Here is a 12,560-nt window from a genome sequence, read left to right on the forward strand (position 1 = left end):
ACAAAGGGGAAATAAATGTCACGATATAACAAAATCACTCTGGGGTAACTTGTTACATCGGAAAAACAGCCTGTTTTTTTACGCCAGTTTTTTCGCCAGTTTACGTCCGAGGGTTTCGAGAATATAAATTACTGGGATCTGGGTAGTAATATCGTAAACGCCGCCGATACGAATCGGCGAAATATGCCAGGAGAGGTTAAAATCCGCCAGTTTCGCCAGGCGCGAGTGTTCGTGGCTGGTAATCGACAGTACCTTACAGCGGTGAAGGCTGAACTGTCCGGCGAAACGCAGGATCTCCTCCGTCTCACCTGAGACAGAAAGGACAATCGCTAACGCATTTCTGGCCATATCATTAGTGACCGGGAAATAAGGGTCGTCAATGTGATTACTGAATTTACCGACGTTAGAAAAGAATCTCGCACCATATTTCGCTAATGCCCCGGAGGTGCCTGCTCCGACAAAAATAATGCGTTCCGAGGCTAAAATAATATCCACGGCGTCATCAAGCAGTTTATCAAACTCATCGTTATTGACGCTTTTGAAAAAGCTGATAATTTCACTGGCGGCAAAATGACTTTGCTGCGGCTCATTCTGTTCCAGATACAGTTTAAAGCGTACGCGAAACTCCGAATAGCCTTCGCAGTTCAGCTTCCGGCAAAACCGCAGGACCGTGGTGGTCGACACGCCCGCCGCGTCGGCCAGTTCGCGAATGGTCATATACATGACTTTGTCACGGTTTTTAATGACATACTGATAGACCATCATCTCAAGATTGTTGAGACTTGCGATGGCGGCGTGGGAGAACAGACTCACGTTGGCAGGCACTCATCAGGCAAATTCAATACAGGAATCATAACATGGCCCCGAACGACATCACTTTTTTTCAACGCTTTCAGGAAGACATTCTGGCCGGACGTAAGACCATCACCCTCCGTGATGCCAGTGAATCGCACTTCAAAACCGGGGATGTATTGCGCGTAGGGCGCTTCGAGGACGACGGCTATTTCTGCACCCTTCGCGTGACCGCCACCTCGCAAGTAACCCTGGAGACCCTGACGCAGCAGCATGCCGATCAGGAAAACATGACCCTGCCTGAACTGAAAGCGGTGATTGCTGAAATCTACCCGGGTCAGCAGCAGTTTTACGTCATTGAATTTGAGTGTGTTTGATTTTAGGAAACATCTGTACGGTGGGATTAAGCGTTAAGTTAATGATTGTAATGTGATTATAGATTAGCCTGTTTTTATTTTAGCGAACAGGTGTTCACTGGAATCATTCTCAGTTAGGCTAGAGAAGCATTAACGTCTTTTCCTTCCGGAGTTCACATATGGTTAGCAAACCATTAATTACGCGCGGTTATTCACTGGCAGAGGAAATTGCCAACAGCATCAGCCACGGTATCGGGCTGGTGTTCGGGATTGTCGGTCTGGTACTGCTGCTGGTTCAGGCAGTCGATTCCAATGCCAGCGCCACGGCAATCACCAGTTACAGCCTTTACGGCGGCAGTATGATCCTGCTGTTTCTCGCTTCTACCCTTTACCATGCGGTGCCGCACCAGCGGGCCAAGCTGTGGCTGAAGAAATTCGACCACTGCGCCATCTATCTGTTGATAGCCGGGACCTACACGCCTTTTTTGCTGGTGGGGCTGGATTCAACGCTGGCGCGTGGATTAATGATTGTTATCTGGAACCTGGCGCTGCTGGGGATCCTGTTCAAGCTGACGATTGCGCATCGCTTTAAGGTGCTGTCGCTGGTGACCTATCTGCTGATGGGCTGGCTGTCGCTGATTGTGGTGTATCAACTGGCGATGAAGCTTTCTGTCGGCGGAGTGACGTTGCTGGCGGCGGGCGGGGTGATTTATTCCCTCGGGGTGATTTTTTACGTCTGTAAGCGTATTCCTTATAACCACGCTATCTGGCATGGCTTCGTGCTTGGCGGCAGCGTCTGCCATTTCCTGGCGATTTATCTCTACGTCGGACAGATGTAAGGGATTACAGGCGAAAAAAAACCTGATCGTCAGCCGTATACGGACCTACGATCAGGCGGTCAATGACCATTAACAACACCAGGGGATAATGCCAACCGCCGACGGGCAGAAGGCATTAATTCTTGAAAAATAACTATTAAGACAGAGGGTTAACGGTTAGTTCAGGCGATAAGCCAGATGCTCGATTTCCACTTCCTGCTCCTCGCTCAGTGAACTGAGCACATAATCCAGCGCGTTATGCACACCCCAGATATCGATGTAGTCATACTTCTCCTCCGCAGAGAGTTTCTGCGCATGGCGTTCGCGCAGTTGCGCGTAGTCATACCACTGGCGCACGCTGCCGAAGCGGTGGTGCCAGTCGTGACACACCAGCGACCCCTGCACAATCAACATCCGGCTTGGCAAGTGGACAAACAGGTGCATGGCGGTCCATTTACCCCAGCGGCCCCATTGCTTAACGCTGAAATCCGGTGGGCATGCCGACCCACAGAAGCGTGCCAGGCAGTTATTGATATGGCTGTCACGCACCGACTCACCTTCTTTGCGCACCAACCAGACGTGTTCGGTTATCAGGTGCATCAGCGACGCCATCTGGTACAGCACCACGAAAGGTAGCACCAGGATGAACACCGTTCCCGCCACACCAAGCAAATAACCCACGCAGCCGAGGGTAACCAGCCACACCAGGGTCATCATCAGTCGGTAAAACGGCACCCCAATCAGATTGGATTTAAGCCGACCGTAGAAGAAGACCAAATGGAATTTTGGGCTCAGCAGGGTCAGGATCAGCCGGGTGTACAGCGCCGATTTCTTTTTGCCCGGCGTAAAGCCAAGCTGATAAATGGCGGCGAGGTCCTTATCATCAAAGGTCGAAAATTCGCGGCCGTGATGCTCGTAAACGTGAAACTGGCGATAGGATTCATAGGGCTGAACAATGAACAGCGTCGACAGAATTTCGCACAGGACTTTATTCACCGTTTGCGATTTATACAGATGCCCGTGCACCCCATGGTGAATAATGGTGGCGACAATGTAACGTGCTCCCGACGTCGCAAAGAGTGCGCCAATCAACCAACACAAGAGTTGCAGCGCGGTATTTTGGAGGGTGAAAACTGACAGCGCGGTTAGCGCCACACCCACTACCACCCAGCTTAGCGACCACAATACTCTCTCGGTGGAATTGCTTTGCCATAGCGGTTTGCGCTCTGGCAGCTCTTTTCCGGTAAGCCACGTCCATACTCCCTGAAAAGGCAGGATTTCATATGACCGCCTTATTTCCGTTGACTGGTGATATCCTTTTACTGGACGACGCATAATCGCTCCTGTTGAGACTTACTGAAGAAAATGGTTAATGAGATAAAACACCGCGAGGCTCAATAAAACCGCGCTGACAATATTCCGGATAACCAGCGCAATCACCACACTGATGATCGCCCCAAGAAAATAGGGATTCAGCGGAAATTCCCGCACCACGCCGTGGTCCATTAAAATAATCGGGCCGCAAATAGCAGTCAGCAAACAGGGTGCCGAATATTTCAGTGCTTTATTAATCAGGCCCGGTATTTTCAGTGGAACGTTAGGCTCAAGAAAAACGTAGCGATTAAAAAAGACAATGGCGGCCAGGGTCAGAATTAAAAACCAACTCATTTACTTCTCCTTGAGGATGCCAGAGATAACCACCGAGCAGAACATGCCGCCCAGCCCCGCCAGCACAATCGCGCCTTCGAACTGGTAGTAGCTCAGCACCATTGACAGAACCAGTGAAATTACCACTCCCGCCAGGGTGCTCAATTTCTTCACCATCGGTACCACGATGGTAATAAAGGTAGCGACGATGGAATAATCCAGATGATACTCATCAAGGTTCGGCACCGATGAGGCCATAATAATCCCCATGAAGCTAAAGATATTCCATGAAAGATAAAACGTCAGCCCGGCACCAATCATATAACTCGGGGTTAATTCCGTGCGTTTATCCTTCGTTTCGCTGAGGGCGAATAATTCATCGGTCAGTAAAAAACCAATCGGCAGGCGTAATTTTGTTTTCAGGCAGGAAACAAATTCCCGTAACGTCAGCCCATAAATAAAATGCTGTGAGGTAATAAAGAATACCGACACAATAATCGTAAATACGCTGGCCCCGGTCATGGTCATACCCAGTGTTACCAGCTGTGCGGCACCGGCGAAAATGATGGCGGACATGCCGATGCTCTGCCAAAACGTCAGCCCGGCCTGAATGGCCATTGAACCGGCGAGGATCCCCCACGGAATAACCGACACGCAGAGTGGTAGCATTTCAATAGCACCACGCATGAATGATGAACGCGACGAGGTTTGCAGCTCTTCATACGAACTGGATTCAACAATGGCTTTTCTCATGGGAACGTTAACTGGTGTCAGGACATGTCGTTAACGCTATACAAGCGGCGGAGCAGTGTATTGAACGTTATTGCTCATAGCCGTTCTACTTCAAGCCGCATCTTTATTGGCGGCATTCGCTCACCAGAATTACTGACTCAGGTAAGCTCATAGGGATGAACACCCTACCGCCTCAATGCCACTCGAATTATTTTAGCTCTACAGGATCAGGCTTTGAGGAACTCCCCCGGCGTCAGACCGATAGAGTTTTTGAAGTGGCGATGAAAATGACTTTGGTCGGTGAAGCCGCAGATGATGGAGGTATCGAGGATGGTTAAGCCCTGACGCAGCAGGGCGCGGGCTTTACGTAACCGGGCCTGAACCAGATACGCATGCGGCGTCATGCCGGTGACCGCTTTGAATTGCCTGAGAAAATGCCAATGGCTGAGGCCTGCCAGTTCGGCTAAGCGGGTCAAGGTGTGGTCTTCTTCCGGGCAGCTGTCGATGAAATCTTTCGCCCGCAAAATACGTTGAGTAGCGGCAGGCAGCTCAAGCGGAGCCTTTCGCGTGCGGCTATAGCGAACGCTAAGTAGCGTCAGAGAGGAGAGCAGCAGCGTCTCTTTCAGCAGGTTATTGCCTTCTTTGTCGAGCATGCTGAAAGTCAGCAACAGCTGTTCTGAAAGACCTGGATCGTGGATCACCGCATCGGGAAACCACGGTATAAAATCTTTGCCGTCCGGCACCTGGCGGAGAATATTGTTCAGCATATCCGGGTGCGGATAGATGGCGCGATAGGCCCAGCCATGTTCCAGTTCCGAACTGCCGGTATGCACGTCGTCCGCGTTGACGATAATGATATCACCGCGCGGCGCGACGTGTTCAGCGCCTGAACGGTAAAAGCGTTGGGCACCCTGATCGATAACACCAATGCAGAAGGTGTCATGCACATGGCGGGCAAAACGCTGTTTGTAATAGCGCGCCTGCAGCATGTCGATGCCGCCCAGAGCGTCGATGCGATGGAAGTGGGTTTGTTCTTTGATATTCAGTTTCATGTCACCCCTCCGCATTAGCTTTGTATAAAATTGCTGTCGCCGGGGCGAATTAATCCGGCGACAGGTCAGTCAAACGTCTTCGAGTGAGTATGGCAGAGGTTCAATGCGCAGCGAGCCGGAATCCTCACGCACGCGGAAGACGCTGTCGGGCTCCATATCGTTGTTCATGACCACCTGAACACGCACGCTGCCGTCATCCAGCTGAACGGCAGCCAGAACCGTACCGGTGCGACGCCAGTTCTCACCCATTTGCATTTCCAGGTCTTCACCCGCTTCCGGGACACGGCTGGCACTGCCTGCCAACGACCATAGCGCGCGTTTGTTGGCCCCACGGAATTTCGCGCGTGCCACCATTTCCTGGCCGGTATAGCAGCCTTTCTTGAAGCTGATGCCGCCCAGCGCCTGAATATTGGTCGCCTGTGGAATAAACTGCGCACTGTTAACGGTGTCGATTATCGGTAAACCTGCCTCAATATTGAGGGCCAGCCACTGTTGGCTGTTGTTCAGTGCCGCTTCGCCACGCAACGCGTCGGTGACGCGTTGGGCAGTTTCTTCACTGACGACCAGTAAGAAACGCTCGGCAGGGTGTTCCAGCCACAGCAGGGTGCTGTCGCCGTCGCGAACAACCTGATTCTCGCCGTCAGGCAGGGTGGAAAAGACATTTGCCAGTGCGGCACGGGCCTGGAAGCCGGCCACGCCGAGCAGCACGCGGGTGTCGTCAGCGGCAATGGTGACCTTCGAGAACACGGCGTATTTTTTGAGTTCGGTCAGCTGTGAGTCGCGAAGGCTACGACGCTCAATCCAGGCAAAACCTTCCGGCTCGCGGAACAGACGCAGATTGCTCCACATTTTGCCTTTGGCATCACAGTGCGCCACCAGTAAATGCTGGTGCTCAGTCATTTGCGCGACATCCGCCGTCACCTGGCCTTGCAGATAGCTCTCGCCGTCGTTGCCGGTAATGGTCGCCAGCGCCCAGTCATCAAGGGTCATCAGCGTTAACGGCAGGCGTGCAGAGGAAGAGGGCTGACGCGGAGGAAAAGGAGTAAAAGCCATAGTCGTATCCTGAATAGCTTAACGCAACGTTAATGACTAATGGTAAAAGAGCTATTGCGCATTGCAAGCGCTTTCCGAAGCCCATTTGTGCCATTATTCTGTTTTACGGCGCTGCGCGGAAAATAATGTAACACCTTGCAGTTAGTGAGGTATTTCTCTGAAACCGCGCCGCATTAAACGATATTCCTGTAAAGTAAGTGAATAAAACGCGTTAAACTACTCTGTATCGATATTCAGGAAGGACAACATGGACATCAACAATAAAGCCAGAATCCATTGGGCATGCCGTCGAGGAATGCGCGAGCTCGATATTTCCATCATGCCGTTTTTTGAGTATGAGTACGACACGCTGAGCGACAGCGATAAAGCGCTGTTTATTCGCCTTCTGGAAAGTGACGACCCGGATCTGTTTAACTGGCTGATGAATCACGGCAAGCCTGCAGATACGGAACTGCAACGGATGGTGCAACTTATTCAAACACGGAATCGGGAACGTGGTCCTGTGGCAATCTGATTTACGCGTCTCATGGCGCGCGCAGTGGGTCTCTTTATTACTCCACGGGCTGGTGGCGGGGTTTATCTTGCTGATGCCCTGGCCGCTAAACTACACCCCGTTATGGCTCCTGTTGCTGTCGCTGGTGGTGTTCGACTGCGTGCGCAGCCAGCGGCGAATTAACACCTGTCAGGGGGAGATAAAACTGCTGATGGATTCCCGTCTGCGCTGGCAAAACCAGGAGTGGGATCTGCTCGGCACACCCTGGGTGCTGAACAGCGGCATGATGCTGCGCCTGCGTCGGGTTGATGGTCGTAAGAAAACGCACCTGTGGCTGGCGGCAGACAGTATGGATTCGGGGGAGTGGCGGGATTTGCGCCGGACGATTTTACAACAGCCAGCGCAACAGTAACGATAACGTCAGGAGAACTGTTCGGCCATTTCGCTGAGGATCTGTTCGCACCAGCTTTGCAGGCGCTCGTCGCTCAGGTCGTATTGATTGGTCTCATCCAGCGCCAGGCCGACAAACAGTTGGCCGTCGGCAATGACCGGTTTCGGGCTGGTGAACTCATAGCCTTCGGTCGGCCAGTAGCCGATGAACTTCACGGCTTTGGTGGCGAGCTTGTCATGCAGCATACCCAGGGCGTCGAGGAACCACTCGCCGTAGCCTAACTGGTCGCCCATGCCGTAAAGCGCCACGATTTTACCGTCCAGTTTCAGGTTATCCAGCTGTTCCCAGACCGCTTCCCAGTCTTCCTGAATCTCACCAAAATCCCAGGTGGGAATGCCGAGGATCAGCACGTCATACTGCTCCATCAGCGACGGGGAATCATCTTTCAGATTATGCAACGTCACCAGCTCTGCGCCGATTATGTCGCGGATCTTCTCCGCTGCCATTTCGGTGTAACAGGTACTGGAACCGTAAAACAGTCCAATTTTCATCGCGAAAACTCTCAGTGCTTGCTATGTCTTTGCGCTAGTGTATCAGAAAGGTGCCACCTTAAGGCATAATGAGGCTGAATGCCGCTTCCAGGAGGCTGATGTGGAAAAGGATCTCGCACAAATCGAACATTTTCTCGATGCGCTTTGGCTGGAGAAAAATCTCGCTGAGAACACGCTCAGCGCCTATCGACGCGATTTAACCATGGTGGTCGAATGGCTGCATAAACACGGCCTGTCGAGCGAAACCGTGCAGAGTTCAGATCTGCAACAGCTGCTGGCGGAGCGTGTCGAAGGGGGCTACAAGGCCACCAGTTCAGCGCGCTTACTGAGTGCGATGCGTCGCTTTTTTCAGCATTTGTACCGGGAAAAACAGCGCCCTGACGATCCTAGCGCGCTGTTGGCCTCGCCGAAGCTGCCGCAGCGTTTGCCGAAAGATCTGAGTGAGGCGCAGGTCAGCCGCCTGCTCCAGGCACCGGTGGTAGATATTCCTCTGGAATTGCGTGATAAAGCGATGCTTGAAGTGCTTTACGCCACTGGGCTTCGCGTGACGGAATTGGTAGGGCTGACGATGAGTGATATCAGCCTGCGACAGGGCGTGGTGCGGGTCATTGGCAAGGGCAATAAAGAACGGCTGGTCCCGCTTGGCGAAGAGGCGGTGTACTGGCTGGAGAACTATCTGGAACACGGTCGTCCCTGGTTGTTAAACGGTGTATCCATTGATGTGCTGTTTCCCAGCCAGCGCGCGCAGCAGATGACGCGCCAGACCTTTTGGCACCGCATTAAACACTATGCGGTACTGGCGGGAATCGACAGTGAAAAACTGTCTCCGCATGTGCTGCGTCATGCGTTTGCTACCCATCTGCTCAACCACGGCGCAGACTTGCGTGTGGTGCAGATGCTGCTTGGGCATAGCGACCTGTCGACCACTCAAATTTACACGCACGTCGCCACCGAGCGGCTGCGGCAACTTCATCAACAGCATCACCCTCGAGCGTGAGCTGATAACGGAATACACAGGAAAGGTTATGAAAAAAAGTTTAGCGATGTTCTCCCTGCTGGCAGCCGCACTTTGCGGCACTGCTCATGCTGACGATGCGGCCGTTCAGAAGTCGCTGGCAAAATTGGGCGTGCAGAGCACGGATATCCAGACTTCTCCGGTTGCAGGCATGAAAACCGTGCTGACCAACAGCGGCGTATTGTACGTGACTGAAGATGGCAAGCACATTATCCAGGGCCCAATGTATGACGTCAGCGGAGCGCATCCGGTGAATGTGACCAACCAGCTGCTGATGGGGAAACTTAACGCGCTGGATAAAGAGATGATTGTCTACAAAGCCGCGCAGGAAAAACACGTGATTACCGTGTTTACCGACATCACCTGCGGTTATTGCCACAAGCTTCATGAACAGATGAAAGACTACAACGCGCTGGGGATTACCGTGCGCTATCTGGCCTTCCCGCGTCAGGGCGTGCAAAGCCCGGCCGAGCAGGACATGAAATCTATCTGGTGTGCGAAAGACCGCAACAAAGCCTTCGATGACGCGATGAACGGCAAAGGCGTACAGCCTGCCAGCTGCGACATTGATATCGCGAAACACTACGCGCTCGGCGTTCAGTTTGGTGTCAACGGCACTCCGGCTATCGTGTTGAACGATGGTTACGTCGTGCCGGGTTATCAAGGGCCGCAGGAAATGAAAGCCTTCCTCGACGAGCATAAAAAACAGACCAGCGGTAAATAATCGGCGTGAAACAACCAATACAGCTTCGTCGCCGGGAAGTGGACAGCTCGGCGCAACTGCCTGCGGATCTTCCACCTTTGCTCCAGCGCCTGTATGCCAGCCGTGGCGTTCTGAGCGCGACCGATCTTGAACGTAGCGTGAAAGGTATGCTGCCGTGGCAGCAGCTGTCCGGCGTGGAGAAGGCGGTCGAGGTGCTTTATAGCGCCTTTCGCGAAGGGCTGCGGATTGTGGTGGTGGGCGATTTTGATGCCGATGGTGCCACCAGCACCGCGCTGAGCGTGCTGGGCCTGCGCCAGCTCGGTTGCAGTAACGTCACCTATCTGGTGCCGAACCGGTTTGAAGATGGCTACGGCCTGAGTCCGGAAGTCGTCGATCAGGCACATGCCCGTGGCGCACAGCTGATCCTCACCGTCGACAACGGGATCTCCTCCCATGCCGGGGTCGACAGGGCCCATGCGCTGGGCATCCCGGTGCTGGTGACCGATCACCACCTGCCCGGCGATACGCTGCCTGCGGCAGAGGCCATCATCAACCCGAACCTGCGCGATTGCGCCTTCCCGTCGAAATCACTGGCGGGCGTTGGCGTCGCCTTTTACCTGATGTTGGCGCTGCGTACCCATTTGCGCGATCAGGGCTGGTTCGAGGCCCAGGGCATTGCGGTGCCTAATCTGGCCGAGTTGCTCGATTTAGTGGCACTGGGCACCGTGGCGGATGTGGTTCCGCTTGATGCCAATAACCGCATTCTGACGTGGCAAGGGCTGAGCCGTATCCGCGCCGGGAAGTGTCGGCCAGGCATTAAGGCGCTGCTGGAAGTGTCTAATCGGGACGCACAAAAACTGGCGGCCAGCGATTTAGGTTTTGCGCTCGGACCCCGTCTGAACGCCGCCGGTCGTCTGGACGATATGTCCGTCGGGGTGGCGCTATTGCTGAGCGACAACATCGGTGAAGCGCGTCAACTGGCCAATGAGCTGGATGCGTTGAATCAGACCCGCAAAGAGATTGAGCAGGGGATGCAGGCTGAAGCCTTGACCCTGTGCGAGAAACTGGAGCGCAGCAGTGAAGCGCTGCCCGGTGGCCTGGCGATGTACCACCCTGAATGGCATCAGGGCGTCGTGGGCATTCTGGCATCACGCATCAAAGAACGTTTCCACCGACCGGTGATTGCGTTTGCCCCTGCGGGCGACGGTACGTTGAAAGGTTCCGGGCGTTCAATTCAGGGTTTGCATATGCGTGATGCGCTGGAACGACTTGATACGCTGTATCCGGGCATGATGATCAAGTTCGGCGGTCACGCGATGGCGGCGGGGTTATCCCTGGAAGAAGCGCAATTTGATGCGTTCCAACAGCGTTTTGGCGAGCTGGTAACAGAGTGGCTGGATCCGGCCCTGTTACAGGGTGAAGTGGTTTCCGACGGCCCATTAGCAGCGGCTGAAATGACCATGGAAATCGCGCAGATGCTACGGGATGCAGGTCCGTGGGGCCAGATGTTCCCGGAACCGCTATTTGATGGGCGCTTCCGTCTACTGCAACAGCGGCTGGTGGGCGAGCGTCATCTGAAGGTGATGGTCGAACCGCTGGGCGGTGGACCGCTGCTCGATGGCATCGCATTCAACGTGGATACCGCCTGCTGGCCTGATAACGGCGTGCGTGAAGTGGAACTGGCCTACAAGTTGGATATCAACGAGTTTCGCGGAAACCGCAGCCTGCAACTGATCATAGACAATATCTGGCCAATTTAGCGTCAGTATTTCCTATAAAAAAGGGCGTGGATCCGTTAAAATCCCGCTCTTATCACCGCATTTTTACAAGCCCAGAAAAGATAAACGACCATGTTTGAAATTAATCCGGTAAAAAATCGCATTCAGGACCTCACGGAGCGCTCCGACGTTCTTAGGGGGTATCTTTGACTATGATGCCAAGAAAGAGCGTCTGGAAGAAGTAAACGCCGAGCTGGAACAGCCGGATGTGTGGAACGAACCTGAGCGCGCACAGGCGCTGGGTAAAGAGCGTTCCTCACTCGAAGCTATCGTCGACACGCTCGATCAGATGGCGCAAGGTCTGGAAGACGTCTCCGGCCTGCTGGAATTGGCTGTTGAAGCCGATGACGAAGAAACCTTCAATGAAGCCGTTGCCGAGCTTGACGTGCTCGACGAAAAACTGGCTCAGCTGGAATTCCGCCGTATGTTCTCCGGCGAATATGACAGCGCCGATTGCTACCTCGATATTCAGGCGGGTTCCGGCGGCACCGAAGCGCAGGACTGGGCCAGCATGCTGATGCGTATGTATCTGCGCTGGGCTGAAGCTCGCGGTTTCAAAACCGAAATTATCGAAGAGTCTGAAGGCGAAGTGGCGGGTATCAAGTCCGTGACTATCCGTATTCAGGGTGAATACGCCTTTGGCTGGCTGCGTACCGAAACAGGCGTTCACCGCCTGGTGCGTAAGAGCCCGTTCGACTCCGGCGGTCGCCGTCATACCTCTTTCAGTTCCGCATTTGTCTACCCGGAAGTGGACGACGATATTGATATCGAAATCAACCCGGCAGATTTACGTATCGACGTGTACCGCGCCTCCGGTGCCGGTGGTCAGCACGTTAACCGTACCGAATCTGCGGTGCGTATTACCCACCTTCCAACCAACACCGTGACTCAGTGCCAGAACGACCGTTCGCAGCATAAGAACAAAGATCAGGCGATGAAGCAGATGAAAGCGAAGCTGTACGAGCTGGAAATGCAGAAGAAAAATGCTGAGAAGCAGGCGGCGGAAGAGAACAAATCGGATATCGGTTGGGGCAGCCAGATTCGTTCCTACGTACTGGACGATTCCCGTATTAAAGACCTGCGTACCGGCGTTGAAACCCGCAATACGCAGGCGGTACTGGACGGTAGTCTCGACCAATTTATCGAAGCAAGTTTGAAAGCAGGGCTATGAGGAACCAA

Annotated in this window: 15 protein-coding genes; 8 read left to right on the forward strand and 7 right to left on the reverse strand. The window is 53.6% G+C overall.

Going from position 1 to position 12,560, the window contains the following annotated elements; all coding sequences use genetic code 11:
• Positions 1 to 78 precede the first annotated feature (78 nt).
• Positions 79 to 807, reverse strand: coding sequence for a MurR/RpiR family transcriptional regulator (locus SIK69_RS06275; protein ID WP_319628760.1), 729 nt, complete (start codon positions 805 to 807; stop codon positions 79 to 81).
• A gap of 50 nt (positions 808 to 857) precedes the next feature.
• Here SIK69_RS06275 and yqfB point away from each other — a divergent pair, with 50 nt between their 5' ends.
• Together yqfB and trhA are read left to right on the forward strand one after the other, a co-directional pair.
• Complete coding sequence (gene yqfB, locus SIK69_RS06280; protein ID WP_319628528.1) at positions 858 to 1,169, forward strand: N(4)-acetylcytidine aminohydrolase; 312 nt, start codon at positions 858 to 860, stop codon at positions 1,167 to 1,169.
• Between the two features lie 158 nt (positions 1,170 to 1,327).
• Positions 1,328 to 1,987, forward strand: a complete 660-nt coding sequence (trhA, locus tag SIK69_RS06285) for a PAQR family membrane homeostasis protein TrhA (RefSeq protein WP_319785673.1) — start codon at positions 1,328 to 1,330, stop codon at positions 1,985 to 1,987.
• Between the two features lie 156 nt (positions 1,988 to 2,143).
• Here the strand turns inward: trhA and SIK69_RS06290 are convergent, their stop codons facing one another.
• The 5 genes from SIK69_RS06290 to ygfZ form a co-directional block, all read right to left on the reverse strand.
• On the reverse strand, positions 2,144 to 3,301 hold the full coding sequence (locus SIK69_RS06290) for a fatty acid desaturase (RefSeq protein WP_319785674.1): 1,158 nt from the start codon (positions 3,299 to 3,301) through the stop codon (positions 2,144 to 2,146).
• Between the two features lie 18 nt (positions 3,302 to 3,319).
• Complete coding sequence (locus SIK69_RS06295; RefSeq protein ID WP_319628525.1) at positions 3,320 to 3,634, reverse strand: branched-chain amino acid transport AzlD family protein; 315 nt, start codon at positions 3,632 to 3,634, stop codon at positions 3,320 to 3,322.
• A complete protein-coding gene (locus SIK69_RS06300; RefSeq protein WP_319785695.1) occupies positions 3,635 to 4,300 on the reverse strand; it encodes an AzlC family ABC transporter permease in 666 nt (221 codons plus the stop codon).
• 272 nt (positions 4,301 to 4,572) lie between these two features.
• A complete protein-coding gene (locus SIK69_RS06305; RefSeq protein ID WP_319628524.1) occupies positions 4,573 to 5,397 on the reverse strand; it encodes an AraC family transcriptional regulator in 825 nt (274 codons plus the stop codon).
• Between the two features lie 69 nt (positions 5,398 to 5,466).
• On the reverse strand, positions 5,467 to 6,450 hold the full coding sequence (gene ygfZ, locus SIK69_RS06310; protein WP_319628523.1) for a tRNA-modifying protein YgfZ: 984 nt from the start codon (positions 6,448 to 6,450) through the stop codon (positions 5,467 to 5,469).
• A 247-nt stretch (positions 6,451 to 6,697) separates the two neighbouring features.
• On the opposite strand from ygfZ, the gene sdhE reads away from it, so the two are divergent.
• Together sdhE and SIK69_RS06320 are read left to right on the forward strand one after the other, a co-directional pair.
• Positions 6,698 to 6,964, forward strand: coding sequence for an FAD assembly factor SdhE (sdhE, locus tag SIK69_RS06315; RefSeq protein WP_319628522.1), 267 nt, complete (start codon positions 6,698 to 6,700; stop codon positions 6,962 to 6,964).
• Positions 6,945 to 7,355, forward strand: coding sequence for a protein YgfX (locus tag SIK69_RS06320; RefSeq protein ID WP_319628521.1), 411 nt, complete (start codon positions 6,945 to 6,947; stop codon positions 7,353 to 7,355). The genes sdhE and SIK69_RS06320 overlap by 20 nt, the downstream gene beginning before the upstream one ends.
• An 8-nt stretch (positions 7,356 to 7,363) precedes the next feature.
• On the opposite strand, the gene fldB is transcribed toward SIK69_RS06320, so the two are convergent.
• Positions 7,364 to 7,885, reverse strand: coding sequence for a flavodoxin FldB (gene fldB, locus SIK69_RS06325; protein ID WP_319628520.1), 522 nt, complete (start codon positions 7,883 to 7,885; stop codon positions 7,364 to 7,366).
• Between the two features lie 100 nt (positions 7,886 to 7,985).
• Between fldB and xerD the strand changes: the two genes are divergently transcribed.
• From xerD to prfB, 4 genes are all read left to right on the forward strand, one after another.
• Complete coding sequence (xerD, locus tag SIK69_RS06330; RefSeq protein ID WP_319628519.1) at positions 7,986 to 8,882, forward strand: site-specific tyrosine recombinase XerD; 897 nt, start codon at positions 7,986 to 7,988, stop codon at positions 8,880 to 8,882.
• Between the two features lie 28 nt (positions 8,883 to 8,910).
• Positions 8,911 to 9,624 carry a bifunctional protein-disulfide isomerase/oxidoreductase DsbC gene (dsbC, locus tag SIK69_RS06335; RefSeq protein WP_319628518.1) on the forward strand — a complete coding sequence of 238 codons (714 nt, stop codon included), beginning with the start codon at positions 8,911 to 8,913 and terminating at the stop codon, positions 9,622 to 9,624.
• Positions 9,625 to 9,629: 5 nt separating this feature from the next.
• Positions 9,630 to 11,363, forward strand: coding sequence for a single-stranded-DNA-specific exonuclease RecJ (gene recJ / locus SIK69_RS06340; protein WP_319628517.1), 1,734 nt, complete (start codon positions 9,630 to 9,632; stop codon positions 11,361 to 11,363).
• Between the two features lie 90 nt (positions 11,364 to 11,453).
• Positions 11,454 to 12,552, forward strand: a protein-coding gene (gene prfB, locus SIK69_RS06345) for a peptide chain release factor 2 (protein WP_319628516.1) whose coding sequence is annotated in 2 segments (ribosomal slippage) — positions 11,454 to 11,528 and positions 11,530 to 12,552 — 1,098 coding nt in all. Because the reading frame shifts where the segments join, the coding sequence is not laid out codon by codon here.
• Positions 12,553 to 12,560: the final 8 nt, after the last annotated feature.

The organism is Scandinavium lactucae (assembly GCF_033843265.1).
Classification (GTDB): Bacteria; Pseudomonadota; Gammaproteobacteria; order Enterobacterales; family Enterobacteriaceae; genus Scandinavium; species Scandinavium lactucae.